Origin of the sequence: Candidatus Poriferisodalis sp., from assembly GCF_965208485.1 — a bacterium.
GTDB lineage: Bacteria > Actinomycetota > Acidimicrobiia > Acidimicrobiales > Poriferisodalaceae > Poriferisodalis.
This window is the reverse complement of record NZ_OZ242344.1, coordinates 613930-639709: the sequence shown is the minus strand read 5'-3', so window position 1 is coordinate 639709 and position 25780 is coordinate 613930. Positions and strand designations below refer to the sequence as shown.

The following is a 25780-nucleotide window of genomic DNA, read 5'->3' as shown; positions in this document are numbered from 1 at the left end:
GAGACACGGCGATGACGTCGACTGCCGACTCGATTCCCGTCGCGTACACCCCGGCGGGGGGCTGGACGCAGTGGCCGCCGCCGATCCTGGCGGGCTGCACCCAGCCCCTGTGTGACGGGGCGCCCGACATGCGGGGCTTCTGGCAGACCGTCGAGGTGTACGTGGACGGCGCTGCGCAGCCCGGCCATCCCGCCATCGGGCATGTGCAGCGCATCGAGCAGGCCGCCGACCGGGTGGTGGTGACCGGCGCCGGCATCATCCACGACATGCGCTGCGACGGCACGCTGCGCAACGGCGTTCACGACGTGGCGGAGTTCGACAAGTCGACCGGGATCCACGTTGTCGCTGCCTACGAGAGCGGCGTGCACGTGCTGCGCCCTCACGGTCTGGAGGGACCCTCGGGGCCGATCGAGGTACGCCGCTGGCGCGACGGCGTGCACCTCATGTGGGACTACCTGGGATTCACCGCGCGACTGCGCCGGCTTGCGCCAGCCGATGCCGACCCGGCCGCCGTTCTCACTGAACTCGACCAGTCTCGACTCGACCAAGAGGAGCAACCGCCATGAAGACCCTTCGAACGCCCGACGAGCGCTTCGCCGATCTTCCGGGGTACGACTTCGAGCCCCACTACACCGACATTCCCGACGGCGAGGGCGGTTCGCTGCGCGTCCACTACATCGACGAAGGACCGCCCGATGCCGGTCCGGTGCTGCTGCTGCACGGCGAGCCGTCATGGGCCTACCTGTACCGGCACATGATCCGACCGCTGGCCGACGCCGGGCACCGGGTGGTCGTGCCGGACCAGGTCGGCTTCGGGCGCAGCGACAAGCCCGCAGAGCAGACCGACTACAGCTACGCCCGCCACGTGACGTGGATGTCCAGCCTGGTCTTCGACGCGCTCGACCTGCGCAACATCACCTTCTTCGGCCAGGACTGGGGCGGGCTGATCGGCTTGAGGCTCGTCACGGCGCAACCCGACCGGTTCGCCCGGGCAGCGGTCGCCAATACGGGCCTGCCCACCGGGGATCGCCGACCCAGCGAGGCCTTCATGAACTGGCAGACGTTTGCTCGGGAATCGCCGGTGTTCCCGATCGGCGACATCGTGAACGGCGGCTGCCTCACCGATCTCGACCCTGAGGTGGCGGCCGCGTATGACGCGCCGTTCCCGGACGATTCCTACAAGGCAGGCGCACGCGCCTGGCCGTCACATGTCTGCACCTCACCGGACGATCCCGAGGCCCAGCCGAACAGGGAGGCATGGGGAGTGCTGCAGCAGTTCGACAAGCCCTTCCTGTGCTGTTTCAGCGACCAGGATCCGGTGACTGCCGGCGCCGACAAGCCGTTCCGGAACCTGGTGCCCGGTGCACAGGGCCAGGCGCATGTCACCATCGAGGGCGCAGCTCACTTCCTGCAGGAAGACAAGGGCCCCGAATTGGCCCAAGTGCTGATCGACTTCATGAACGAGAGCTGACGGCAGAGCGGTCCAGCAACCAACGAATCGAGGGAGTCCCACATGGAAGTCACGAACGAAGTCATGCCGACCAGCGCCGAGCGCATCAACGAGATGCTCGAGCCCGGTCCCGACGGGCCGATCTTCATGGTCAACCTGCTCAAGTTCACAGAGCGCGCCGCCCACGAGGACGGGCGCGAAACCGATCTCACCGGCAGGCAGGCGTACGAGATCTACGGGCGCGGCGTGAGCCAGCTTCTGCCGACCTATAGCGGCAAGCTCGTGTTCGCCGGCGACGTGACGTTCCTGATGCTCGGGCAGGTGGAAGAACTCTGGGACGAGATCGCCATAGCGCAGTACCCGAACCGCGGTGCCCTTGTGGCTATGTCGTCGTCGGAAGAGTGGCAGGCGCTCGCAGTTCACCGCAGCGCAGGCCTCGCAGGTCAGCTCAACATCGAGACCGTCGCCCTCGGCCGCTAGTCCGACGCCCCTATTGCAGTATCGGCCATGACGAGTCCTGGTCAGAGACCATGCTCGAGCACGACGATGCTGCAGACCGAGCTCGACTACGAGTTCGCGACCGTGTGCCGCAACGACTTCTCCGGGACGCTGTCGAACGGCTTCACCGCGCATCCCAAGTTCGACCCGGCAGACGGTCAGATGCACGCAATCTGTTACGCGTGGCAGGACCTGTTCGACCACGTCGAGTACGTCGTGGTGGATACCGATCGACTATCGCTCTGGGGGGATCTCCTATCACGACCTTGCGGCGCTGGCAGACGCGGCCCGACTTCGCGTCGACTTCATTCCCGCCTGACCCGCGCGGACACGGCAAGCCGGCTGGCGCCGTCAACCCAGCCGATCGGTGTGCTGAGCAGTCGCGCTCCCGCGCAGCGAGCTACGTCTTGTCGGCGGTGGGCTTGTTGACGACCATGGCGACCAGCAGGCAGATGCCAGCGGCGCCGAGTATGAGCGCGCCGTAGGCGGCATCGTGGTCGGACCCTTGATCGAACCAGTCGTTGAAGTAGGTGGTGGCGAGCGCGTCCAAGCACATCGCCGGTGCGAACAGGGCGATAGCGGCTGAGCTTCGCCATTGCCGTGGCGTCTGCAGCACCCGGAAGCACACGAACATCGTGATCAACGTGATGATCGTGCCGACGATCAGCCAGGCCCACCACACCGTGCGGGACACCGACGGCTCGTAGCTGTCGGTGAAGATCAGCAGGAACAGCCCCAGGAACACGGCCCAGCCGACGACGGCGATCACCATCATCAAAACCATGTGCTGGATGTACGTGAGTCGGCTCTGTACGGGCATCGATGCTCCAGTGGTGTGTCGGATCAGGAGGCGGGCACAGTGACGGTGACAGTGTCGTCGATGATGTCGCCCTCGTGGGTCATGGCCGAGTGGTCGTTCGCCGAGAGCTCCACGCGGATCTCGCGCGCTCCGGGTTCGAGCTGACCCAAGTGATACCACGGTCCGAAGAGCCTGGTGATCTTCACGCCGTCGATGTATCTGATGGTTCGTCTCGCACGACGGATGACATGAACGCGAGCCCGCCGACGATGACCAATGTCGCCAGCAGACCCAGGATTCGAGCAGCCTCGGCGAGCAGCTCGGCACCTGTGCCTCCTGAGATGCGTTGCAGCGGTCTGCTGTCAGAAGCAGTGGCGGATGCCGTGGACGTTGTGGCGTCCGAGGTCTCCGATCCCGAGGGCGCCATCATGCTCATGGCGCCATCATGCTCATGTGTGATGCCTCGCGGTCGGCGTGCAGCGCGGTCGTAGGCGCCATCGGTCCCGTCGGGGCGGTGTCCGTCGTACTTCTCGCGTCCGGCGGTTCCCGATCGACGTCGGCCGATGCGGCAGTCTGATCAGTGGATTCCGCTGTTGGCGTTGTGGCCGAATCGGAGGACGGCTCCTCCGATGATCTGGCATGCGGAGCATCGACGGTGAATCTGAATGCGCCTTCGACGATGTGTCCATCCTCGGCTGCGACTCGCCAGCGGACTTCGTGCTCCCCGCCGGCCAGCGGTGTCCGCCGGCGGATTGATCGGGATCATCCAGACCGACCGTGCGTTGGACCATCTCTCTCTTCGAGGACTACGAGTCGTTCCTCGAAGAGCACAGCCCGGGCTGCGCCCGCGACTACCGCAGCTTCGACCTCGTCAGCGAGATGTCCGAGACCGGCTTCAAGGATGTGTCGAGAAGCACTACGAACTGGACCCGGCCGCTGACCCATGAGCAGTTCATCGAACCGGCCCGTTCCTCGTCCAAGATGCACGCCGCCATGCATCAGCTCGGCGAGGCGGAGACGACGCGCCGCCGGCGCCGTTGGGTGGCCGGCTGCATCGTGGCAGTGACTTGTCCGGCCGCTTACGGTGAGCCAACCGGCGGAGGTCCGGCGGAGGGGGCGCCTGGAGTGGGGGTGTCGACCGTCTCGAATCGGCCGGTGACATCGGGCACCCGTGCGTAGCTCTGGTCCGCACCGGACTGGCCCTCGTTCCAGTCGACGCTGGCGACCAGCGTGCCGTCCAGCAGCCAGACGCCCAGTTCCTCGTCGCTCCCGAGCGCGAAGCCGGGCCAGCCTTCTTTGTCCAAACTGATTTGCAGGTACTCGCCCGGCCCGATGACCGTGCCCGCCGGGAAAGGCACTCGCTTTCCGATATCCATGAGATCGTCGGCCATCTCGAAGCCGTCGAGTGCTATGGGGACGCGCGATGCGTTGTACAGCTCGAACCAGTCGAGCGGATCGCCCTTGGCAGCCACCTCATTGATGATCAAACCGACATCGAGCGGCTCATCCGAGGGGTCGCCGCCCTGAACATCCCCGCCGTCGACCTCTGACGGTGAAAGGGCCCACCCGAACGTGCCGGCAAAGGCGCCTGCGATGGCTGCGCCGGGCGCTGTGTCGCCGCTCGACAGTTCGAGCACTCCTTCGGTGAAGGGCGAGAAGCTGTCGGGCGTCGACGCTCCCGGCGGGATCGACCAGACGCCCCCTGCCAGGGAACTTTCGCCGATGACCAATGTGGCGCCTGCTACCAACTGCTCGGGATCCACCACCAAGGACACACCGGCAACGGAGTCGTCGCCTTCGAGCTTCACGATCACGATTGACGCTGGGTTGTCGACGCCCGGAAGCAGGATTCTCTCTTCCGGGCTCGCTTTGCCTGCAAACACGCCAGTGCCTCCGACTGGTTCAGGGGCACCGTTCAGTAGCAGGCTGTGGACCGTTCCCTGCGCGAGCGGGTTGGGACTCAGGTTGCTTCCCCAGGTTGTTTCGAAGGCGACCTCGAGAGTCCCCGACCCGGCAGTGGGTGGCGCGGTTGCTTCGGGCTCGGGCCACTCCGGTGGCGTAGGGGTCAGGGCCGCGAGGATCTCGGCCTTGCGTTTCGCGATGAAGGTCCGCAATCGCTCGGTGTCGCGCTCGGCTGCCCTGGCTGCTTCCGGAAGGGCGTGCTGCTGCACGATGGCAGCCATCTTGTCCACCGCGGCGAGCAGCTCGGTCTCGTGCCAGACGTCGTCCAGGATCTGCTTCAGCCGTGAGACGTACTTGGCCCGCCAGTCGGGGTGGTTGTACAGGCGGTTGGGAATGGCGGTGAGCGCCAGCACCGACGGCGACGGGTCGGAGATGTTGTCGAAAGGATTGGGGTCGTCGGAGAGGTGGAACGTGCCGTCGGTGCCCCACGGCAGGAACACGAATCGACCGTCGGGCACCCGGTAGAACCAGTAGTTGTTCCGGTCGCCGGCGTAGCCGTCCCAATGACCGACGAGCACTTCTGTCGCCCAGAACGACAGGAACCGGTCGAGGTCCACGATCTCGGCCAGTGCCTTCAAACCGGCGTCGGAAGAATCGTCCAAGGCAGCGACGACAGCGTCGATGTCGGACCAGTCGTCGGTGTCCTCGTTGGTCTTCTTCTCGAACGTGCCTCGGAAGTCCGGCGTGAAGTCGCTGACCGTGCCTTCGTACAGGTTGCCCTCGGCGCTGCCGAAGTGGTGTGACAGGAACGGCGCCTTGAACTCCTCTACGTGCACGTACAGCCCGAGGTCGGTGCCGTTCAGCGACACGGCGGCGAAATTGCAGTGCGGCGCGGGATTGCCGGCCGCTGCGAACACCCGGTACGACAGGCAGGTGTTGAGCATCGACGGGTCCTGGACGCTGTTGTTCAGCGTCATCCGGTTCATGCCACCGGCAAGCGCTTGGCCGTCGATGTACTTGTCGAAGCGCAGCTTGAGCGACGGCTTGGTGGAACTCTGGGAACCGACGAAGCCCTTCTTGCGCACGCCCACCTCGGCGTGCGTCTCGCCGTCGACGGTCACTGTGGCACTGAACCAAGTGTAGATGCTGGCGAACGGCCGAGAGAGGCCGTACTCCTCGATCTCCGCGAACACGTCAGCGAGCGTGCGGGTCTGGTGGCGCAGGACGTCCCAGTCCTCAACGTCGATCTCGATGCTGATGTCAAGCACGCGGTCGAGGGCGAAGTAGGCGCTGCGGGGATCGGTCTCGGAGCCGTCATCGGGTGCTGCGGGGGGAGCGGTGGTGGCGAGGGCGAGCGTCGTGGCCGGGGGTGCGCCGTCGTCGGCCACGCCAGTGCAACCGGTCGCGATCAGCGACGCTGCCACGAGCGCAGCGGCCAAGAGGCGGAGTCGAGGCTGTGCTCGCATTGACTCAGCCTCCCAGAACGCGCGCGAGGACTATATTGCTGAGCGGCTGGCGATCAGGGCTGGGGTCGTAGCCATGCGCGAACGTCTCGTCACCGTCGCCAGCTGGATCGTGTCGATCGGTTTGGCCGTGGCCGTCTGGCAGCTCCTCACCCGGTGGCGTGGGTCAAGGGTTGCAGTCCCCCGCCGACACCCATCATCAACGCTCGGCTACAGCGTCGGGGCTCGTTCGGCCGGAGGCTCGGGCCCTGGCAGAGGAGTTCGCGGAGTGCCACGGCGGCTCGCTGGTGGAACTCGACGGCGACCGGATCGAAGTCTGTTCGTGGTCGCGGGGTCAGCTCGAAGTTCCCGTAGTCGTCAGTCCCACGGACGAGGGTGGCAAAGTCACAGTCGACGAGGAGCTGCTTGGTCCGCGTCGGCATGTACTGCAGCGAGATGCCGATGCGACGGTCGTCGGTCGTGTTCGGCCCCGATCCGTGCGCGAGCCGCACGTTGTGCATGGACATCTGGCCGGGCTCGAGTGCCATCGACGCGACCTCTCGCTCGGAGACGTCGATCTTGAGCTCCTGGCCCCGCGTCAGCATGTTGTCCGCGTGGTAAGTCTCGTCGTGGGCGAGGAGTTCTCGGTGGCTTCCGGGGAGCACCGACATCGCACCGGCTGCCTCGGAAGCGGGTGAGAGTGCGATCCACAGGCCTCGTAGGCCTCGAGCTTCGCCCGCGCCTCAGCCGCCTCGCCCGCGGTCAGAAGATCGAGCGGCGAGATGGCGAGATATAGCCCCGGTCGCGGTAGTGGTCGATCTGGGCGTCGGTCAGGTGCCTCGGCATCGCGTCCCCATGTTTGCCTGCCGTGACTGGTCGGCCTAGTTCGTTGCCGACGTTACTGGGCGTCTGGACGCATACGAGGGCCGCAGGCGGTTGGCCTGGGCATCCCAACCAAGTCAGCCGATCACGGAGCGACAAACTCGACACGGGACATCTTTAGGACACGGCGCAGCCGCCCTCTCTGCTGGAAGTGCTGGCTACCGAGCACGCAGCGGTTGTCGGCGGCGATAGGTGGCGCAGCGCCACAGCCACTCGACCGGGCCGAAGCCGAAACGTTCCAGCCAGGCCTTCGACCACCACAACTGCACCGTCCACACGGCCACCACGAACACAGCGATCCGAGTGCGACTCAACTCGACGTCGTCCAGCAGTGCGCTGAGCACGATCAGGCCCAGGGCTGTCTGGCTGAGGTAGTTGGTAAGCGCCATCCGGCCGAGCGCACGGACTCTGCGCCGCAAGGGCGAGTCTCCTGCTGAGTTCCACAGGATGATCAGACTCAGGTAGCCCAAGCAGATCGGCATGGTGGCGATGGTGTTGGGAATGGTGCCTGAGACGGCCCAGTCGATGTCGAAGTCGGTTGCCGCCATGAGGGCCAATCCGGCACTCGACAGCGGCAGCCCGATGCCGAGGCCCCACACCGCGAGGCGGCGGTAGAAGGCAGCCGGCCGGTGGCCGGCGATGATGCCGGTCCGGTAGAGCGCCGCGCCGATGACCATGGCGCCCACTGCCCGTCCGAAGTAGTCGGCCAGGAACCAAGTCTCGATGATGTCGTAGTACTCGCCGTAGTGCCAGAAGTCGATGAGCACGCTGGAGAAGCTGCGCAGCGATGACTGCACTCCCCAGGAGATGACGGCGACAGCGGCGTAGCATGTGCCGCCCAGCCACAAGAGCACCTTGGTCGGCAGGTGTCGCAGTGCCAGCACGACCGGCGCGCACAGGGCATAGACGAACAGCACGTCGCCATCCCAGAACGACAGGTGCACGAGGCCGATGACCAGCAACAACCCGTTGCGCCACAGGCTCAGCAGCACGCTGCGCCGGCCCTTGGCTGCGGCCCGCTCGGCGAACAGCACGATGCCCGCGCCGAACAGCATCGAGAACAGGCCCATGAACTTCTGGTCGGCGAAGATCTCGCCCGCTCCGCCGATGATCCAGTCGGCGAGCGTGCTTGATCCGCCGGCGTCGAGGTTGGTGTACGCCGCTGCGGGCAGGCCGAACGCCACGGCGTTCATGATCAGGATGCCGAGCACGGCCACGCCGCGCACTGCGTCCAAGGCGGAGTTGCGCTCGCCCCTCGGCGTTGCCGAACTGCCTGACCGCATCTCGGCCCCGGGACCGTGGACCCTGCGGGCTTCGCAGGACTGTCGTTAGCTCAGTCGAACGTGATGACGGTTCGGGTGGCCTCGCCGGCTTTCATCCAGCCGTAGCCCTCGTTGATCCGGTCGAGGTCGATGCGTGCCGAGATCATCTCGTCGAGCATCAAGCGCCCGTCGAGATACAGGTCGATCATCATCGGGATGTCGCTGCGGAACTGGTTGGAGCCCATCATCGAGCCCTGCAGTTTCTTCTCCGACAGGAAGTCGATGCCCCGCAGCTCCACCTTGGTCTTGGACGGCACCATGCCGATCACGGTGGCGGTGCCGCCGATGTCGAGCATGTTGAACGCCTGCTGCACCGTGGTGGCCAAGCCGATGGCCTCGAAGCTGTACTCCACGCCGCCGCCGGTCATGTCTTTCACTGCGGCAACCACGTCTTCCGCCTCCGCGGCGTTGACGGTGTCGGTGGCACCCATCTGACGAGCGGTCTCGAGCTTCGCCTCGGTCATGTCCACGGCGATGATGCGCCCGGCGCCGGCAACCCGGGCGCCCTGCACGGCGGACAGCCCGATGCCGCCGCAGCCGATGACGCAGACCACGCTGCCCACGCCGACACCGGCGGTGTTCACTGCTGCACCGAAGCCCGTGGTGACGCCGCAGCCGATCAGGCAGGCCCGGTCGAGCGGCATGTCGGGGCGCACCTTCACCACGGCGTTCTGATGCACCAGCATCTGCTCGGCGAAGCCGCCGAGCCGCGCCATCTGGTCGACCGACGTGCTGTCGCCACGGGTCAGACGGGCCGCGGCATCTCTCGCCCGAGACGTGGCGCGGATGTTCGTGCAGCGGTGCGGGTTGCCCGACAGGCAGCGATGGCATTGGCCGCAGAAGATCGACAGGCACGCCACGACGTGGTCGCCGGGCGCCACGTAGCTGACGTCGGATCCGACCGCTTCGACCACTCCGGCTGACTCGTGGCCCATCACCATGGGAAGCGGCGTCCGGAACAGCCCCTCCATGAAATGAAGATCGCTGTGGCACAGGCCTGCGCCCTTCGTCTGGATGAGCACCTCGTTGGGTCCGGGCGCATCGATGCGCAGATCCTCGATCTCCAAGTCCCCCGGCTGTTCGCAGAGCACTGCTGCCTTCATAGCGGTCCCCTTCTCCTCTTGGCGGGCGAGCCAAGGCGCCCGTGGGCGCCAGTTCGATCTGAGACTACGCGAGCCGGCGTCGCGTGAACAGAAAACGATGGTGCTTTGCGCGGTGCAATGTGGTCGAATGGCTGGTGCATGCTGCTCTCGCTCACCTCGACGACGCCAGACGCCACTGACTTGGGCTACCTGTTGCACAAGCATCCGGATCGTGTCCGCACCGTGGACGTCGGATTCGGCAGCGCGCATGTCTTCTATCCTGAAGCCAGCCAGGAGCGATGCACGGCGACACTGTTCGTCGAGGTAGACCCGATTGCCCTCGCCCGGGGTGCCAAGGGACGCCCGGCGGTCAACCTGGAGCACTACGTGAACGACCGGCCGTACGTAGCCTCGTCCATGCTCTCGGTGGCCCTCGGACGACTATTCGGGACAGCGCTGAGCGGGACGTGCGATGCGCGCCCGCACCTCGTCACCCAGCCGCTGGACATGGAAGTCGGCTTGCCGGTACTGCCTGTGCGGGGCGGCGAGCAGATCGTACGCAGACTCTTCGAGCCATTGGGGTACCAGGTGGAATCCGCGGCCATCCCGCTGGACTCCCGGTTTCCGTCATGGGGCGACAGCCGCTGCTACTCAGTTCGCCTGAGTGGGCAGCACACGGTGCGAGCCGTGCTGGAGCACCTGTTTGTGATGCTGCCGGTGCTTGACGACCGCAAGCACTACTGGATCGGGGACGACGAGGTCGACAAGCTGCTGCGGCGAGGCGGGGACTGGCTCGGTTCGCACCCCGAGACGGCGATGATCTCAAGGCGCTACCTGCGCTTCGGCAGCTTCGCGGACGAAGCGCTGGAGCGGCTCGCCGACGACGCTCCGGACGACGCCGATCTCGTCGGGGACATCGATTCTGCCGGGCAGACCGATGCTTTCGAGCGAGACGCCGCTCGCCCGCTCGGGTTGAGCGAACAGCGCCAGCAGGCAGTCCTCGAGACCGTTCGCGGCCTCGGCGGTGGGCGTGTGGCAGACCTCGGCTGCGGTGAGGGGCGACTGCTGGCGCGATTGATCGATGAGCCGACCGTCAACGCGGTACTCGGCATCGATGCGTCGGTCGCTGCGCTGGAGCGCGCTGAGCGGCGGTTGCGGCTCGATGAGCTGTCCGAGCGACGCCGCGAGCAGATCTCGCTGCGACAAGGAGCGCTCACCTACGCCGACGACCGCTTGCGAGGGTTTGACATTGCCCTGCTGGTCGAAGTGGTCGAGCACATCGACCCCGACCGGCTCGACGCGCTCGCTGCAGCTGTGTTCGGCCACGCTGCCCCCGCTGCGGTGGTGTTGACCACACCGAACCGTGAGCACAACGTGAACTACGAGCATGTGCATGTCGGAGGCATGCGTCACCGCGACCACCGTTTCGAGTGGACCCGCACGGAGTTCGCTGCGTGGGTCGGCGCCATTTCGGATCAGTTCGGCTACAGCAGCGAGATCAGTGCCATCGGCCCGCACGACCCTGACCACGGCCCGCCTACGCAGATGGCCGTGTTCCGGCAATGAGCGGATTCGAATGAGACAGCAGCTCACCACGATCGACCTTCCCGAACTCGGCCTCGTCGTGCTCTGCGGAGCGTCGGGTTCAGGCAAGTCCGCTTTCGCCGCGCGGCACTTCGCAGACACCGAGATCGTGTCCAGCGACCGATGCCGTGCGCTTGTCGGCGACGACGAGTCAGACCAGTCGGTCACCGTGGCGGCCTTCGATCTGGTGCACACCATCGTCGACCGGCGGCTGGAGATCGGCCGCCTCACCGTGGTCGACGCCACCAACACCAAGCCTGCCGACCGTGCGCCGCTGATCGAGCTCGCCCGCAAGTGGGACGTTCTGGCCACAGCAGTCGTGTTCGATCTGCCGCTGAATCTGTGCGTCGAGCGCAGTCGTCAGCGTGAGGGCCGCATTCCGCCCGAGCACGCCGTCAAGCGTCAGCATCAGACACTGCGCCGCACGGCCAAGCGGCTGCGCAAGGAGCGCTTCGGCAAGGTATACACGCTCGGCACTGCGGCCGAACTCGATGCGGTGGGGGTCACTCGCAGCAGGCTGTGGTGCGATCGTCGCCACGACTGCGGCCCATTCGACATCATCGGCGATGTCCACGGCTGCCACGCCGAGCTGCTGGCGCTGCTCGACCGGCTCGGTTACGACACCGGCGTGTCGCCCGTCGTGCATCCCGATGGGCGGCGAGCAGTCTTTGTGGGTGACCTGGTCGACCGCGGACCTGGCGTGGCTGATGTTCTTGACATCGTGATGCCGATGGTGGAGGCGGGCAACGCGCTGTGCGTTCAGGGCAATCACGAGAACAAGCTGCGCCGGGCCTTGGCAGGGCGCAATGTGCAGGTAACGCACGGACTCGCCGAGTCGCTGTCCCAGCTTGAAGCTCGCGGGTCTTCTTTCAGCGCTCGGGTGGCTGACTTCCTCGATGGTCTCATCAGCCACTACGTGCTCGACGGCGGCGCCTTGGTCGTCGCGCACGCCGGCCTGCCCGAGCGCTATCACGGGCGAACATCGGGCCGAGTTCGCTCGCTTGCGCTCTACGGAGACACCGACGGCGAGTCCGACGCGTACGGCCTGCCGGTGCGCTATCCGTGGGCAGAGGACTACCGCGGCGACGCTGCAGTCGTGTACGGCCACACCCCGGTGGTGACGCCCCGATGGGTGAACAACACCATGTGTGTGGACACCGGTGCGGTCTTCGGCGGCGAACTCACCGCGCTGCGCTGGCCCGAGAAGGACGTGGTCTCGGTTCCGGCCGTGCACGAGCACTACGAGCCGGAGAGACCGCCCGATTCGACCGGCGGCCGGCTCGACGCACAGCACCGTTCAGGAACACCGCTCGTCGACATCGGCGACGTCGCAGGCAAGCGTTCGGTGGAGACCGAGTTGGAAGGACGCATCACCGTCGAGGCTGACCGCTCGAGCGCCGCGCTCGAAGTGATGAGCCGCTTCGCCGTCGATCCGCGCTGGCTGGTGTACCTGCCGCCGACGATGGCGCCCGTCGCCACCAGTCAGCGCCCCGACTGCCTCGAGCACCCCGATGAGGCCTTCACGTACTTTCGCAAGGCCGGCGTAGGCGAGGTGGTGTGCCAAGAGAAGCACATGGGATCGCGAGCGGTGCTCGTGATGGCCCGTGACGCCGAGACGGCGGCCGAACGCTTCGGCATCTCCAACGACGACGCAGGCGTGATCGTGACCCGCACAGGTCGCCCGTTCTTCTCGACGCCCGGCGTAGCCGGCACATTGCTCGGCAGGCTGCGAACAGCCGCTGATGCTGCTGGCCTGTGGGACCAACTTGGCACCGACTGGCTCGTCGTGGACACGGAGATGCTGCCGTGGACGGCCAAGTCGGCCGAGTTGCTGAGGCGCCAATATGCAGCGACGGGAGCGGCTGGCACCGTCGTGTTCGATGCCGCCCAGCGTCTGCTGGCGGAGGCGACGGGTCGCGGTGTGGACGTAGAGGCGCTCGCATCCCGGACTGCCGGCCGTGCCGGCCATCTGGCGTCGTTCGTCCGCGCTTACCGGCAGTACTGCTGGGACACCGACGGCGCCGACGGCATCGAGATCGCTCCGTTCCAGATTCTCGCTGCGCAGGGCGAAGTGCTGGCGCGCCGACCGCACCGCTGGCATCTCGAACAGATCGACGCGCTGGTGACAGCGGGCGGCGGCGTGCTGCGTCGCACCGACCGACGATTCGTGCAGTTGGACGACGCCGAGTCGGTGGCTGAGGCAACCGGCTGGTGGCGGACGATGACCGATCGGGACGGCGAAGGCATGGTGGTGAAGCCAGCGCAGACCATCTCCCGTTCTGGCAGGGGCCTGGTTCTGCCGGGAGTGAAGTGCCGCGGCCGCGAGTACCTGCGGATCATCTACGGACCGGAGTATCTCGAACCTGCCCATCTGGAGCGACTTCGCAAGCGCTCGCTGAGCCGCAAGTCCTCGCTCGCCCGGCGGGAGTTCGCGCTCGGCATCGAGGCGCTCGAACGTTTCGTCGCCAATGAGCACATCTCGCGCATTCATGAGTGCGTGTTCGGTGTGCTCGCGCTCGAGAGCGAACCGGTCGACCCTCGCCTGTGAACTGTCCGAGCCGGCGACGCGAACTTCGTGGCGAACGTCCGGCAGATGACCCTGCGCACTCGCAGCCGGAAAGGGCGAAGCGGTAGCGTCGCTGGGTGTGAGCCCGGCCGCCGAGGGGGAGTCATGGCGAACGAGCACGGCTACTTGCCGAAGGTGACCGAACTGAACGACAAGCAGCAGCGCCGGCTGGACACCTGGTACGCGAAGGCTTACACCGACGACAACCTGTTCCGGACGCTGGCGGCGGACGAGACCACGATCGACCTGTTCCTCGACTGGGTCGGCGCCACCTACGGCGGCCATCCTTCCGAGGATGCCGGTGCGCTCGACCGGCACATGATCGAGCTGTGCCGCATCCGGATGGCCAACCGCAACGAGTGCTTCCACTGAAGCCTTGTGAAGAGCGCATCGTTGGTGCGCACCGGACTGACCGATGAGGTCATCGCCCAGCTCAGCGACTACGAGGCATCGGACTTGCCCGAGTCGTGGAAGGCCGCGCTCGCGCTGTGTGACCGGTTCTCGGGGTTCGAGCACCGTGGGATGATCCCGCCTGAGCTGTACGAGCGGCTGAGTGATCACTTCAACCCCCAGCAGATCCTGCGGCTCGGCGCGCTCCTTGCTTCCGCCAGCGGGTGGCACCGGATGATCGAGGCGTTCGGCATCCGGCCCGATCACTACCGGCCCGATCAGGACGCTCCTTGGGCTGCCGCGGCAGGTTGAGCACGCGCGCTGTGGGAATGAGCGCGCTGCCGCGCGCTGTGGGAATGAGCGCGCTGCCGCGCGCCTAGCTTCGATCCGATGAGCGAGCAGCCGTCGGACACGGGGTCCCTGTCGCCGGGCAGCCGGCTCGCGGATGTCGTCGAGTTCTTCGGAGTGCAGGCCACCGACGACGATCTGCGCTGGCTTCTACCCATCACATCAAACGTTCCATCACATCAAACGTTTCCAGCTATCTCGGATTCATGCACGGCGGCTGCGCGCTTGCGTCGGTCGTTGCGGCAGCGGAGTCTTGGAGCGGGCGACCGCTGGTGTCGGCATCAGCGCAATGCATCGCATGTGTCCCGTGTCCCGCTGGGCGGCCAGGCAGAGATCACCTTCGACGTCGGCTCAGCAGGCAAGCGGATGACCCAGGCACACGCCCGGATCACCGACGCGGCGGATGGCCGCCTGCTGATGCGAGTGCTGTTGGCATCAGGCGGTCGCCAGATCGGCATCGATCAGGACTGGGGCCAACCGCCAGATGTTCCCGAACCCGACGAGTGGCAGCGACGTTCGGTGCCCGCCGACGCCGTCACGTCATTCAGCACAGATGCCGACATTCGATTCGGGCCGTACCGCGCGGGTGATCGACGGATTCTCTGCTGGGCACGGCTCGCAGGCACACTGGCATCCACTCGCCAGGGTCTGATAGCGCTGGCCGACACGCTCGCCACAGGGATGCACTTGAGCCTCGGTCTGCGGTGGCGCGGCGCCAGCCTCGACAACAACGTGCGTATTGCAGGCGATGCCGAGAGCGAATGGGTGCTGCTCGAAATGGAAACGGGCGGCTTCCACAACGCCGTCGGCCAGGGGTCCGTGCGGATCTTCTCGCCCGACGGCGTGCTGCTGGCCACCGGCAGCCAGTCCTTTGCCGTAGCTCGGGTGGCGGCCCTCAAGAGGCCTTCCGGCTGTAGAGCCGGTTAGCTTTCGGCTTCGTGGCCGCCGACGAGACCGTCATGGAATTCCCGATGGCCGCCACCCGATGACCAACACTCGCGAATGGCTGGCAGGGGCCCGGCCCCCTACTTGGCCGGCATCGCTGGTGCCGCCCTTCGTCGGCACAGCGGCCTCAGACGCTGCGGCGGACGGTGCGGTCGTGTGGTGGCGGGCCGCGTGCGCCCTCGTCGTGTCGCTGTGCATCCAGATTGCGGTCAACTACGCCAACGACTACAGCGACGGGGTGCGCGGTGCCGATGTCGCTCGCGTCGGGCCGCAGCGCCTGGTGGCCTCGGGTGCAGCCTCGCCCGCCACGGTGCGCAATGCGGCATTCGCGGCGTTCGGCGTGGCCGTCATTGTCGGCGTCATCGTGGCAGCCGCAGTGTCGTGGTGGCTCGTCGTTGCGGGAGCGGCATCGATCCTGGCCGCCTGGTACTACACCGGCGGGCGGCGTCCCTACGGCTACCGGGGACTCGGCGAACTGTTCGTGTTCGTCTTCTTCGGGCTCGTGGCGACGGCTGGGTCGGCGTTCGTGCAGGACGCCCGGCTGACCCTGCTGGGCATCGCAGCGTCAGTGCCGGTGGGGCTGGGTTCGGTGGCGCTGCTCATCTCGAACAACCTGCGTGACCTGCCCACCGACTCTCAAGTCGGCAAGCGGACGCTGGCAGTGCGCATGGGGGACCCGCCGACCCGGGTGATGTACGTCGTGATCGTGATCGGGATGGTGTTCTCGCCGATGTACCTGTCGCTGCTGCGGCCTTGGACGATGCTGGGTCTGGCCGCGTTCGCGTTTGCTGTCGCGCCCATGCGGACGGTGCTCAAGGGCGCCACCGGTCCAGCGCTGGTCACGGTGCTGGCGGCCACTGGACGCTTGCAGATCGTTGTGGGTGCTCTGCTGACCATCGGCTTGGCACTGGGGCCATGAGACGAACGTCGGCGGCGGACCGACGTGGCGTTCGGGCTGCGATCAGCCATGATGTCGCGATGGCCACGCCCTCGGGTTCTGCTGCGGTCCTGGATCATCTCGCTGCGCTTGGCGTGGCCTACGAGCTCGTCGAGTGCGATCCCGACTTTGCGGACACTGCTCAGTTCTGCGAGCGGTACGGCTACTCGATGGATGCGTCAGCCAATGCCATCTGCGTGGTGGGCAAGTCGGCCGAGCGGCCGATCGCCTGCTGCGTGGTGCTGGCATCGACGCGGCTGGACGTGAACGGAGTTGTGCGGCGCCGGCTGGGGACGCGCAAGGCGTCGTTCGCGGGCGCCGAAGAGACCGTGGCGCGCACCGGCATGATGATCGGCGGCGTGACGCCGTTCGGGCTGCCCGACGACATCGAGGTCTGGATCGACAGCCGGGTGATGGACTGCGACGCGGTCATCCTGGGCGGAGGCTCACGGGACTGCAAGATCCTCTGCCCGCCTGAGGGGCTCACTCAGATCGCCTCTGCAGAGGTTGTCGCCGATCTGGCCAAGACGTTGTCCTAGAGGCTGAGCCGGTAGGAGAAGCCGTGGCCCGAGCGGCCCGTCGGTCCATGCCCAATCGAGATTGGGAACAAGAGCGGGAAACAGCAGGTGCGACAACGGGAAGGTTCGGCTACCCGAGCGGCTCGTCAGGAAACGCGCGTTGCAGTAATGAGCTGGGCGATGCCGCCGCTCAGAGTTTCGTGCTTGATGTCCCCGAAACCGGCGTCGGCGATCTGGCGTGCCAGTTCCGGCGTCGGCGGCAGGTACGCCACTGACTCAGGCAGGTAGCGGTACGCCGACCGGCTCGAGAGCAGGCTCCCCACGGTCGGCACCACCTTGCCGAAGTAGAGCCGGTGACCCACCCGCAGGAGCGGGTTCGGGGGCTCGGCGACCTCCAGCATCGCGACACGGGCGCCTGGTCGCAGTACCCGCGCCAGCTCAGCGAAGAAGGACCACAACTCGGCGAAGTTCCTCAGCGCAAAGCCACAGGTGGCGCCGTCGAGCGAGTCGCCACGAATGCCGAGGTCCAGTGCATCGGAGCGCAGGAGCGGGGCGTGAGTAGTTGCCTCGGCGAGCATGCCGGCGGAGAAATCGACGCCGATGGCCCGCAGGCCAGCCGCTTCGAGCTCGTTGCACAGGTCACCAGTGCCGCAAGCCACGTCGATCACGGTCTCACCCGGCGCCAATCCCAGCGCAGCCACGGCACGTCGCCGCCAGCGGGTGTCAAAGCGGAATGTCAGCAACCGGTTCAGCAGGTCATAGCGCGGCGCGATCTCGTCGAACATCTGCTCGACGGCAGCGGCTTTGTCCTGCGGCTGCGGCAGTTCGGAGGAGGGTCGTCGGCGAGATCTCATGTGAACCAGACGCGTCGATAGCCGCGACTGATCGGGTGAAACAGCAGCACCAGCAGCAACGCATCGAACATCATCCGCATGAACACACCCAGTGCGAAGTTGGTGCGCATGCCCCACCACAGCGTTGCGATCGTCGAGTACACCGCCGCCGACGAGCACAGCCAGTGGCCCCACCGGCGCTCGCTGGCGGTGCCGAGGCCACCCGCCACGAATGCGCCGCCTAGCAGCAGCGTCACGACAGCCGGCACGATCGCATCTGTCAGGTTCTGGGTGGTGCGCTCGCTTACGACCAGAGACACGATTGCCTTGAAGACGTCCAGCACTATCTGCCGCTCGACGCGCGATTCGAACAGCAGGAATGCCGCAGAGAAGTAGCTCAGCAGCACAGCGCTGTAGAGCGGCTGCGGCTGGCTGCGATTGAGCCACTTGATCTGGTTCACCGCGCAAGTGTGGCACCCGCCGCCGGTCGTCGGCTGCCAGTCGTGCTGTTGCGCTGCGGCTCGTGCTGGCAGCCCCGTACGTCACCCTGTCAGCACGCCTGCTCAGCGTTAGCCTCGCCCCAGTGAGTGCGGCAGCGGGTGTTCCAGCGAGTGCCGATCCCGTCATCTTGATCGGCGCCGATCAGCATGGCGCCGTCGTGGGGACCGATGCCTCACAGTGGCCGCTAGGGGCGCTGGCTGCTGCACTGCGACACCAGCTCGACGACATTGCCGGTCCGGTGTCGGTCTGGATCGACCATCCCGACCATGGGAACGCACCCGAGAGTGACGCGGCACCCGCCGAGACTGCGCTGGGGCACGAGATGACACGCCTCGGGCTGACGTTCGAACGCGACCTCTACCGCATGGAGCGTTCGCTGCCGATGGATCAACTCAGCGGCATCGAGACGCGGTCGTTCGTGGTGGGCCAGGACGAGGCCGCCTGGGTGGAGGTCAACAACCGGGCGTTCTCGTGGCACCGCGAGCAGGGGGGATGGACGTTGGAACAGGTGGCCGAGCGTCAGGCCGAGCCGTGGTTCGACCCCGACGGCTTCCGGGTGTACGACATTGACGGCGACATCGCCGCGTACTGCTGGACCAAGATTCACGACGACGAGAACCCGCCGGTCGGCGAGGTCTACGTCATCGCGGTCGATCCCCAGTACCACGGCCGGGGATTGGGGCGCGCGCTTACGCTGGCCGGCTACGAGCATCTCGCTGCTGCCGGCCTGAAGCGGGCCACGTTGTATGTCGACGCCGACAACACCCCGGCGGTCACGCTGTATCTCGGCCTTGGCCTCGAGGTCGCCTTGGTGCGGCGGCTGTTCACCGGCGTCGGCAATGCGCGGACATGACGGCAGCAGACCCATCCTTGGAAGATCTCAGCCGGACTGAGTTCGCAGAGCTGCTCGACGGCGAGCCCGCTTACCGGCTGGGTCAGGTGTGGGACGGCTTGTATCGACAGCGTCGCCCGCTGGCTGAGCTCAGCAATGTTCCCAAGGCGCTGCGTCACGCCATCGGCGATCTGCTGCCCGACGCGCTCACCTTGGTGCGCTCCCAGTCGGCCGACCGCGGGTCCACCACCAAGCATCTCTGGTCGCTGCGCGATGGGCACCTAGTCGAGTCGGTGCTGATGCGCTATCGCAACCGGACCACGCTGTGCATCAGCAGCCAAGCCGGCTGCGCCATGGCATGCAGCTTCTGCGCGACCGGCCAAGTGGGCTTCGATCGCAACTTGACCGTTGGCGAGATGGTCTCCCAAGTGCTGGGAACACTGCAGCACTCAGACTCAGCGGACCAGGCCATCAACAGCGGGGCCGCCTCCGGCCGAGCCATCAACATCGTGTTCATGGGCATGGGCGAGCCGCTCGCCAACTACGACGCCGTGTGGGCCGCTGTCGAACGCTTCCACGGCGACATGGGCGTCGGTGCGCGGCACATCACCATCTCGACGGTCGGCGTGATCCCCGGCATCGTGCGGCTCGCCGCAGCCCCCCTGCCGGTCAACCTGGCAGTCTCGCTGCACGCTGCGAACGATCGGCTGCGCAATCGCATCGCCCCGATCAATCGCACCTACCCGCTGCGTGACCTCGCCCGCGTGCTGGCCGACTACCGGCGTGCGAAACGGAGGCGCATCAGCTTCGAATGGGCCATGATCTCCGGTGTCAATGACCGCGACAGCGACGCTGCGGAGCTGGCCGCGTACGCACGACCGCTGGCGGCCCATGTGAATCTCATCCCTTTGAACCCGACTCCCGGCTACGGCCACACGCCGTCGACCGCCGAGCGCATCGAGCACTTCGCGGACCGGTTGGCCTCGCACGGCGTCAATGCCACCGTGCGTGCCAATCGGGGCACGTCGATCGACGCAGCCTGCGGGCAGCTGCGTGCGGACAAGCAGGTCTCGATCCAGCGCCGCAGTCGACCCGCCCGGCGCGACGAACGCACCCGGATCGAGCGATAGGGGAGGACCATGGCGAAGCCACGATCGCCCAAGGGCCGGGCGCAGCGGACTCACGAACGCCTCAAGGGCGAGTACGAAGCCGTCTGCGAGCTCGAGCATCGCAACCCGTTCGAGCTGTTGGTGGCCACCATCCTGTCGGCGCAATGCACCGATGCGCGGGTCAACGCGACCGTACCGGCCCTGTTCGCGCGCTGTCCCGACGCCGAGGCGATGGCTTCGGCGGATCTGGCCGAGCTGGAAGAGCTGGTGCATCCGACCGGTTTCTTCCGCAGCAAGGCCCGCAACCTGCAGGGCATGGCTCGCTTGCTGCTGTCCGATTTCGGGGGTGAGGTGCCGACTCGCTTGAAGGACTTGGTCAAGCTGCCAGGCGTTGGCCGCAAGACAGCGAATGTGATCCGTTCGGTGGCGTTCGACCTGCCCGGTCTGCCGGTCGACACCCATGTCGGTCGCTTGGTGCGGCGTCTCGGCATCACCGACGAGGAAGATCCTGTCAAGGTGGAGTTGGCGCTCAATCCGATGATCCCGCAGTACGAACGGGGCGATTTCAGCCTGCGATTGATCCTGCACGGCCGGAGGGTGTGCTCGTCTCGCAAGCCGGCCTGCGACGACTGTGTCCTCAACGATTTCTGCCCGAGCGCGTTTGCTGGCTGACGCCGCCCGACGCCTGCTTGTCGCCGAAGGTGAACAGCGCAGCAGGGGTGGCCCAACTGATGAGAGATGGCCCAACTGATGAGTGCCCGCACCGGGGCAACGTGCCCGCCAGCGAGGATTGCTGTCCGCGTCGTCAGCGCAGCGTGTCGGTGGCTTGGGCGAGGCGGCGGCGGGCCATGCGCAGCGAGCGCTCCACCTCGTACAGCTCGACGCCGACATCCTCGTGCGGTGTGCCGATCAGCTCATCGGCAGCCTGTGCGACGCGGTTGCCCAGTTCGCCGACAGCGGTCTCGATCGACGACAGTTCCGCAGCACTGATCACACGCGGCACGCTAGCCACGCTGCCCTCAGTCGGAATTCACAGCAGTGGCCCCCAGGGTCGCAGGTACCCTCGGCGCGATGCTCAAACGGCTGGACCTGAGGGGTCACGGCAACGATCCGGGTGACGAACTGGCCGACCTGCTGCCGCGCCCGCAGGCGGGCGACTCGGTGCCGGCTGAGGCGGTTCGCGAGCTGATCGCCCAGGTTCGCGACGGCGGCGACGCTGCTGTCCGGGAGCTCACGGCTCGCTTCGACGGCGTCGAGTTGGCCTCGTCCTTGGTCCCGCCGGAAGAACTCGCTGCAGCATGGGAGGGCCTGCCGACCGGCTTGCGCTCTGCAATGGAGACCGCCCACCGACGGGTCTTGGACTTCCACCGAGCCGAGGCCGCCGTTGGGCATACCTATGAGAGCGACGGGGTGACGGTTCGTTCGCTCAACCAGCCAGTTGACCGGGCAGGCGTCTATGTGCCCGGCGGCTTGGCCGCATATCCCTCCACGGTGCTCATGACGGCGCTGGTGGCCCGTGCTGCGGGCGTGGACGACATCGTGCTGTGCTCGCCGCCCGGACCCGACGGCAGCCTGCCTGTGACCGTGCTCGCAGCGGCGTGCCTGTGCGATGTCGCCGAGGTACACCGGATCGGCGGCGTGCAAGCCGTTGCGGCGCTCGCCTACGGGACCGAGACGATCCGGCCTGCCGACGTGGTGGCTGGGCCAGGCAATGCCTGGGTCGCCACCGCCAAGCAGCTTGTCGCCGGTGACGTGGGCATCGCTGCTGCGTTCGCCGGGCCGTCGGAGATCGTGGTGATCGCTGACGAGAGTTGCCCGCCGGCAGCGGCCGCCACTGACGTGGTGCTGCAAGCCGAGCACGGCCCCGGCGGGCGCGCCTGGCTGGTCACTTGGGATCCCGGCTGCGCCGATGCCGTCTGCGACGCAATCAGCAAGATCGTCGAGCTCTCGCCCCGCCGCGAAGAGACGCTGGCCACGCTGGATGCCGACGGGTTCGCCTGTCTCGTGGACGGACCTGCGCAGGCTGCCGCGGTCGCCAACTTCGTCGCGCCCGAGCATCTCCAGCTGATGTGCAAGGACGCCGACGAGCTCGTGGGCAGCATCCGCCACGCCGGCGCCGTCTTTGTCGGTCGGTGGACACCGGCGTCACTCGGCGACTACGTGGCCGGCCCGTCGCATGTGCTGCCCACTGCCGGCACCGCCCGCTTCGCAGGGGCACTGACCACTGACGACTTCACCAAGCGGATGCATGTCGTCGACGTCACCGAGGCCGGCTTCGATCGACTGGCGCCCGCAGTCGCCGAACTGGCCGAGGCCGAAGGACTCTGGGCGCACGCTGCCTCGGTGTCGCGCCGCAAGGAATGGGTCGCCTCGGGGGTGCAGCCATGAAGCCCCCGGAGGCTGAGCCACGGACCCGAGCGGCTCGTGAGCGAAGCGATCAAGAGCGGGAAACAACGGGTACCGCAGCGAGAGGGTTGAGCAACCGGCGCACTCCAGCGGCGCGGGAGGACCTGCGCTTGCTCGACGGCTACCACTCGCCTCAGATCGAGGTGGACGTGCGGCTCAACACCAATGAGGCGCCGGTGGGGCCTCCGCCGGAGTTTGCCGAAGCGCTCGCCGCCGAACTGAGCATCGTCGAATGGCACCGTTACCCCGACCGCACGGCCGCCAAGCTGCGGGCCGACTTGGCAGAGCTGCACGGCACCGATCCTGAGCGGATCTTCGTGGCCAACGGCTCCAACGAGGTGCTGCAGACGCTCTGTCTGACCTACGGGGGAGCAGGCCGCAGCGTCGCCACCTTCGAGTCCACCTATGCGATGTACGGCCAGATTGCACGCGGCACCCAATGCGCCGTCGTCGAGGGCGAGCGCCATGCCGACGGCAGCGTCAGCGTGTACGAGCTGGAGCGAGTCGTCGAGCGGCACCAGCCGTCGATCGTGTTCCTGTGCTCGCCCAACAACCCCACCGGAACGCCCGAGCGCATCGAGGTGCTCCAACGGGCGCTCGAGATTGCACCTGGTCTGGTGGTGGTCGACGAGGCCTACGGGCAGTTTGCCGACTGGAGCGCGATCGACCTGTGCGACAACGCGGGCGGACCCGACAACCTCGTCGTTACGCGCACGTACTCGAAGACGTGGGCGATGGCGGGGGCGCGTCTGGGCTATGCGGTCGTTCCCGCCGGCATGGCCGCAGAGTTCGAGAAGGTGGTGCTGCCGTACCACGTCGACACGTTCAAGCAGATCGCCGGACGGGTGGCGCTGCGGTTCACCGACGACATGGAACAGCGGGTTGCAGCGATCGTCACCGGGCGGGAGCGAATTGAAGCCGCGCTGACCGAAATGGGCCTCGAAGTCTGGCCGTCGCAGTCCAACTTCATCCTGTTCCGCACGACGGCCAGTGGGCACGGCGGCAACGAAGTCTGGCAGGCACTCGTGGACCGATCGGTGCTGGTACGGAACTGCTCGAGCTGGCCACGGCTGGCCGACTGCCTCCGTGTGACGGTGGGAACTCCGGCCGAGAATGATCGCTTTCTCGAAGCCCTGTCTGCGATCATCTCGTGAATTGGCGACGGCGAGGGTGCGAAATCGCCGCCGGGGCCGCAGGCTGATGCGAACGGATCTGCATCACCCGAGTCTGAACTACTCGAATCTGAATGACACAGGGAGTTCGCCATGACTGCTCGGCCAGCACTCCAACGCGTCAGCACTGTGCAGCGCAACACCAAAGAGACCCAGATCGACCTGACGCTGAACCTCGACGGCAGCGGGCAGAACGATGTCTCCACCGGGCTGCCGTTCTTCGATCACATGCTCGCCCAGCTGGCCAAGCACGCGCGCTTCGATCTGCTGCTGCGCACGGTCGGCGATCTCGAGATCGACGCTCATCACACCGTGGAGGACACCGGCATCGCGCTCGGCGAAGCCCTCAAGCAGGCCTGGGGCGACAAGGCCGGTGTGCGCCGCTTTGCCTCCTATGTCGTGCCGCTCGACGAGGCGGCGGTGGAGGTTGTGCTGGACCTGTCGGGCCGACCGTACCTGCACTACGACATCGAGCCGCCTGGCGAGAAGATCCTGGGCGACCCGCCCTTCGACCCCCAGCTCTGCGAGGAGTTCTGGCGAGGTCTGGTGATGTCGGCAGGCATCACGCTGCACTTGGTGATGCTGCGAGGCCGCAACACGCACCACATCATCGAGGCCAGCTTCAAGGGGGCTGCACGGTCGTTCTACGACGCCATCCGGGTCGCCGACGATGTGCTCCCGTCCACCAAGGGCGTCCTGTGAAGGACATCAGATGAACGGCGACCGTCCTCTCGTCGCCGTGCTCGACTGCGGTGCAGCGCGAGCATGGCCTGAAGTCGGTTGCACGAATGACTGAGCGTCCGCTGGTGGCCGTGCTCGACTATGGCATCGGCAACTTGCGCTCGGCCCAGAAGGCGCTCGAACGGGTAGGCGCCGACGCCCGACTGACCGCGGATGCCGGGCTCATCGGCGACGCTGAAGGCGTGGTGCTGCCCGGCGTCGGCCACTTCGGTACGTGCATGCGGCAGATGCGCGCGACAGGTCTCGAACAGCCTGCGCTGGAAGCCGTCGAGAGCGGCCGCCCGTTCTTGGGCATCTGCGTCGGCATGCAGATGCTGTTCGAGGCATCCGAGGAAGCTCCCGGCGTCGCAGGCATGGGTGTCATGCCGGGCACGGTGAGACTGCTGCCCGACGGCATCGTGCGGCCCCAGATGCAGTGGAACCGCCTCGATGTGCGGCGCCCGGACTGCCCGCTGCTGGCGGGCCTCACCGAAGGAGCGTGGATGTACTTCGTCCACAGCTATGCACCCGAGACTGACCCCGACTTCGTAGTCGCGACCTGCGACTACCCGACCCCGCTCACCGCAGTCACCGAACGAGGCCGATTGTGGGCTACGCAGTTCCACCCTGAGAAATCCGGCGATGCCGGCAAGCGACTGGCGCAGAACTTCCTGGCCGTCGTGACCGCAGACCGGTGCGACCGATGAGTTTCGACCTGTATCCGGCCATCGACCTCCTAGGTGGCCGCTGCGTACGGCTGGTACAGGGCGACTACGACCGCGAGGTGCGCTATGACGCCAGCCCCGTCGACGCGGCATACGCCTTCGCTGAGGCGGGGACCCGGTGGATTCACATGGTCGACTTGGATGCCGCCCGCTCGGGCGAAGCGCAACCGCAGAACCAAGCCGTGATCCGGTCGGTCGTAACCGCCGTAGGAGAAGCCGGCGTCGCCGTCCAGGTCGGCGGCGGCGTCCGCAGCCGTGACAGCGCCAAAGCGCTGTATGACGCAGGCGTCACTCGCTGTGTCGTGGGCACTGCTGCGATCGAGAATCCGGACTTCGTGGCCGAGTTGGTCGCTGCGGACCATCGCGTTGCCGTCGGCCTGGACGTGCGCGGTATCGAAGTGGCTACACGCGGCTGGAAGCACCGCAGCGGTGTGAGCCTGTCCAAGGCCCTCACCCGGCTGGCCGGCAGCGGAGCGGAAGCCGTCGTCGTGACCCAGATCGCGCATGACGGCATGGGGGGCGGGAGCGACTTGGCGGGCCTGCGGGAAGTGCTGGACGCACCGCAGCGGCCGCCGGCCATGTCGGTCATCGCCAGCGGCGGCGTCGGCTGCCTCGCCGATATCGCGGACCTGCGCGACCTGCGTTCGGCGCACGGTCACACGCTGGTCGGCGCGATCGTCGGCAAAGCGCTCCACGACGGCGCCATCTCGCCGGTAGCTGCCGTGGTCGTTGCACGCGGCAGCGCAATTCATGACGAGCCGGACAGCGGAGCGCAGCCGTGACCGGGGCCATCGAATGGCAGCCTGCTCCATGAATG

The 25780-nt window shown here is 66.8% G+C and carries 29 protein-coding genes; 18 read left to right on the top strand and 11 right to left on the bottom strand.

Annotated features, from left to right (window positions below; translation table 11 throughout):
* The first annotated feature begins 11 nt into the window (after positions 1 to 11).
* From ACOGXQ_RS03040 to ACOGXQ_RS03030, 3 genes are read left to right on the top strand one after another with little or no spacing between them, the layout of a single operon-like run.
* Positions 12 to 566, top strand: a complete 555-nt coding sequence (locus tag ACOGXQ_RS03040; protein ID WP_419945297.1) for a hypothetical protein — start codon at positions 12 to 14, stop codon at positions 564 to 566.
* On the top strand, positions 563 to 1471 hold the full coding sequence (locus tag ACOGXQ_RS03035; protein WP_419945298.1) for a haloalkane dehalogenase: 909 nt from the start codon (positions 563 to 565) through the stop codon (positions 1469 to 1471). The genes ACOGXQ_RS03040 and ACOGXQ_RS03035 overlap by 4 nt, the downstream gene beginning before the upstream one ends.
* 42 nt (positions 1472 to 1513) lie before the next feature.
* Positions 1514 to 1930, top strand: a complete 417-nt coding sequence (locus ACOGXQ_RS03030) for a DUF1330 domain-containing protein (RefSeq protein ID WP_419945986.1) — start codon at positions 1514 to 1516, stop codon at positions 1928 to 1930.
* 418 nt (positions 1931 to 2348) lie between these two features.
* Here the strand turns inward: ACOGXQ_RS03030 and ACOGXQ_RS03025 are convergent, their stop codons facing one another.
* The 8 genes from ACOGXQ_RS03025 to ACOGXQ_RS02990 form a co-directional block, all read right to left on the bottom strand.
* Positions 2349 to 2732 (bottom strand): DUF5367 family protein, encoded by a 384-nt coding sequence (locus tag ACOGXQ_RS03025; protein WP_419945985.1) that lies wholly within the window; start codon positions 2730 to 2732, stop codon positions 2349 to 2351.
* A 59-nt stretch (positions 2733 to 2791) separates the two neighbouring features.
* Entirely contained in the window at positions 2792 to 2953 is a 162-nt protein-coding gene (locus tag ACOGXQ_RS03020) for a hypothetical protein (protein WP_419945984.1), read from the bottom strand.
* Positions 2950 to 3183 (bottom strand): hypothetical protein, encoded by a 234-nt coding sequence (locus ACOGXQ_RS03015; RefSeq protein WP_419945983.1) that lies wholly within the window; start codon positions 3181 to 3183, stop codon positions 2950 to 2952. The genes ACOGXQ_RS03020 and ACOGXQ_RS03015 overlap by 4 nt, the downstream gene beginning before the upstream one ends.
* Positions 3180 to 3482: a copper resistance protein CopC gene (locus tag ACOGXQ_RS03010; protein WP_419947327.1), complete on the bottom strand. Its 303-nt coding sequence runs from the start codon at positions 3480 to 3482 to the stop codon at positions 3180 to 3182. The genes ACOGXQ_RS03015 and ACOGXQ_RS03010 overlap by 4 nt, the downstream gene beginning before the upstream one ends.
* Before the next feature lie 344 nt (positions 3483 to 3826).
* Complete coding sequence (locus tag ACOGXQ_RS03005) at positions 3827 to 6115, bottom strand: CotH kinase family protein (protein ID WP_419945982.1); 2289 nt, start codon at positions 6113 to 6115, stop codon at positions 3827 to 3829.
* A 146-nt stretch (positions 6116 to 6261) separates the two neighbouring features.
* The gene (locus ACOGXQ_RS03000) at positions 6262 to 6762 is read right to left on the bottom strand and encodes a phytanoyl-CoA dioxygenase family protein (protein WP_419945981.1); all 501 of its coding nucleotides are present in this window, start codon (positions 6760 to 6762) and stop codon (positions 6262 to 6264) included.
* Between the two features lie 369 nt (positions 6763 to 7131).
* Complete coding sequence (locus tag ACOGXQ_RS02995; protein ID WP_419945980.1) at positions 7132 to 8256, bottom strand: DUF418 domain-containing protein; 1125 nt, start codon at positions 8254 to 8256, stop codon at positions 7132 to 7134.
* A 50-nt stretch (positions 8257 to 8306) separates the two neighbouring features.
* Positions 8307 to 9398 (bottom strand): Zn-dependent alcohol dehydrogenase, encoded by a 1092-nt coding sequence (locus ACOGXQ_RS02990; RefSeq protein ID WP_419945979.1) that lies wholly within the window; start codon positions 9396 to 9398, stop codon positions 8307 to 8309.
* Positions 9399 to 9536: 138 nt separating this feature from the next.
* Between ACOGXQ_RS02990 and ACOGXQ_RS02985 the strand changes: the two genes are divergently transcribed.
* The 7 genes from ACOGXQ_RS02985 (at position 9537) to ACOGXQ_RS02955 (ending at position 16686) form a co-directional block, all read left to right on the top strand.
* Positions 9537 to 10943, top strand: coding sequence for a 3' terminal RNA ribose 2'-O-methyltransferase Hen1 (locus ACOGXQ_RS02985; protein WP_419945978.1), 1407 nt, complete (start codon positions 9537 to 9539; stop codon positions 10941 to 10943).
* 10 nt (positions 10944 to 10953) lie between these two features.
* Positions 10954 to 13509: a polynucleotide kinase-phosphatase gene (locus tag ACOGXQ_RS02980; RefSeq protein ID WP_419945977.1), complete on the top strand. Its 2556-nt coding sequence runs from the start codon at positions 10954 to 10956 to the stop codon at positions 13507 to 13509.
* A gap of 123 nt (positions 13510 to 13632) precedes the next feature.
* Positions 13633 to 13899, top strand: a complete 267-nt coding sequence (locus ACOGXQ_RS02975; protein ID WP_419945976.1) for a hypothetical protein — start codon at positions 13633 to 13635, stop codon at positions 13897 to 13899.
* A 6-nt stretch (positions 13900 to 13905) separates the two neighbouring features.
* Positions 13906 to 14229 (top strand): carboxymuconolactone decarboxylase family protein, encoded by a 324-nt coding sequence (locus ACOGXQ_RS02970; protein WP_419945975.1) that lies wholly within the window; start codon positions 13906 to 13908, stop codon positions 14227 to 14229.
* A gap of 78 nt (positions 14230 to 14307) precedes the next feature.
* Positions 14308 to 15192 (top strand): hypothetical protein, encoded by an 885-nt coding sequence (locus ACOGXQ_RS02965; protein WP_419945974.1) that lies wholly within the window; start codon positions 14308 to 14310, stop codon positions 15190 to 15192.
* A gap of 58 nt (positions 15193 to 15250) precedes the next feature.
* Positions 15251 to 16129: a 1,4-dihydroxy-2-naphthoate polyprenyltransferase gene (locus tag ACOGXQ_RS02960; RefSeq protein ID WP_419945973.1), complete on the top strand. Its 879-nt coding sequence runs from the start codon at positions 15251 to 15253 to the stop codon at positions 16127 to 16129.
* Positions 16126 to 16686 (top strand): YbaK/EbsC family protein, encoded by a 561-nt coding sequence (locus ACOGXQ_RS02955; RefSeq protein ID WP_419945972.1) that lies wholly within the window; start codon positions 16126 to 16128, stop codon positions 16684 to 16686. The genes ACOGXQ_RS02960 and ACOGXQ_RS02955 overlap by 4 nt, the downstream gene beginning before the upstream one ends.
* Before the next feature lie 125 nt (positions 16687 to 16811).
* On the opposite strand, the gene ACOGXQ_RS02950 is transcribed toward ACOGXQ_RS02955, so the two are convergent.
* Together ACOGXQ_RS02950 and ACOGXQ_RS02945 are read right to left on the bottom strand one after the other, a co-directional pair.
* The gene (locus tag ACOGXQ_RS02950) at positions 16812 to 17519 is read right to left on the bottom strand and encodes a ubiquinone/menaquinone biosynthesis methyltransferase (protein WP_419945971.1); all 708 of its coding nucleotides are present in this window, start codon (positions 17517 to 17519) and stop codon (positions 16812 to 16814) included.
* Entirely contained in the window at positions 17516 to 17959 is a 444-nt protein-coding gene (locus ACOGXQ_RS02945; protein WP_419945970.1) for a hypothetical protein, read from the bottom strand. The genes ACOGXQ_RS02950 and ACOGXQ_RS02945 overlap by 4 nt, the downstream gene beginning before the upstream one ends.
* Before the next feature lie 122 nt (positions 17960 to 18081).
* Between ACOGXQ_RS02945 and mshD the strand changes: the two genes are divergently transcribed.
* The 3 genes from mshD to nth are packed head-to-tail and all read left to right on the top strand — an operon-like array spanning position 18082 to position 20612.
* Positions 18082 to 18852, top strand: a complete 771-nt coding sequence (gene mshD, locus ACOGXQ_RS02940) for a mycothiol synthase (RefSeq protein WP_419945969.1) — start codon at positions 18082 to 18084, stop codon at positions 18850 to 18852.
* Positions 18849 to 19961, top strand: coding sequence for a 23S rRNA (adenine(2503)-C(2))-methyltransferase RlmN (rlmN, locus tag ACOGXQ_RS02935; protein ID WP_419945968.1), 1113 nt, complete (start codon positions 18849 to 18851; stop codon positions 19959 to 19961). Before mshD ends, rlmN begins: the two co-directional genes overlap by 4 nt.
* A gap of 9 nt (positions 19962 to 19970) precedes the next feature.
* Positions 19971 to 20612, top strand: a complete 642-nt coding sequence (nth, locus tag ACOGXQ_RS02930; protein ID WP_419945967.1) for an endonuclease III — start codon at positions 19971 to 19973, stop codon at positions 20610 to 20612.
* Positions 20613 to 20745: 133 nt separating this feature from the next.
* Here the strand turns inward: nth and ACOGXQ_RS02925 are convergent, their stop codons facing one another.
* Complete coding sequence (locus ACOGXQ_RS02925; RefSeq protein WP_419945966.1) at positions 20746 to 20934, bottom strand: hypothetical protein; 189 nt, start codon at positions 20932 to 20934, stop codon at positions 20746 to 20748.
* Positions 20935 to 21011: 77 nt separating this feature from the next.
* Here ACOGXQ_RS02925 and hisD point away from each other — a divergent pair, with 77 nt between their 5' ends.
* The 5 genes from hisD (at position 21012) to ACOGXQ_RS02900 (ending at position 25745) form a co-directional block, all read left to right on the top strand.
* The gene (gene hisD, locus ACOGXQ_RS02920) at positions 21012 to 22328 is read left to right on the top strand and encodes a histidinol dehydrogenase (protein WP_419945965.1); all 1317 of its coding nucleotides are present in this window, start codon (positions 21012 to 21014) and stop codon (positions 22326 to 22328) included.
* On the top strand, positions 22325 to 23500 hold the full coding sequence (gene hisC, locus ACOGXQ_RS02915) for a histidinol-phosphate transaminase (protein WP_419945964.1): 1176 nt from the start codon (positions 22325 to 22327) through the stop codon (positions 23498 to 23500). The genes hisD and hisC overlap by 4 nt, the downstream gene beginning before the upstream one ends.
* Before the next feature lie 111 nt (positions 23501 to 23611).
* Positions 23612 to 24220, top strand: coding sequence for an imidazoleglycerol-phosphate dehydratase HisB (gene hisB, locus ACOGXQ_RS02910; RefSeq protein WP_419945963.1), 609 nt, complete (start codon positions 23612 to 23614; stop codon positions 24218 to 24220).
* 86 nt (positions 24221 to 24306) lie between these two features.
* The gene (hisH, locus tag ACOGXQ_RS02905) at positions 24307 to 24945 is read left to right on the top strand and encodes an imidazole glycerol phosphate synthase subunit HisH (RefSeq protein WP_419945962.1); all 639 of its coding nucleotides are present in this window, start codon (positions 24307 to 24309) and stop codon (positions 24943 to 24945) included.
* Positions 24942 to 25745, top strand: coding sequence for a HisA/HisF-related TIM barrel protein (locus ACOGXQ_RS02900; protein WP_419945961.1), 804 nt, complete (start codon positions 24942 to 24944; stop codon positions 25743 to 25745). Before hisH ends, ACOGXQ_RS02900 begins: the two co-directional genes overlap by 4 nt.
* Positions 25746 to 25780 lie beyond the last annotated feature (35 nt).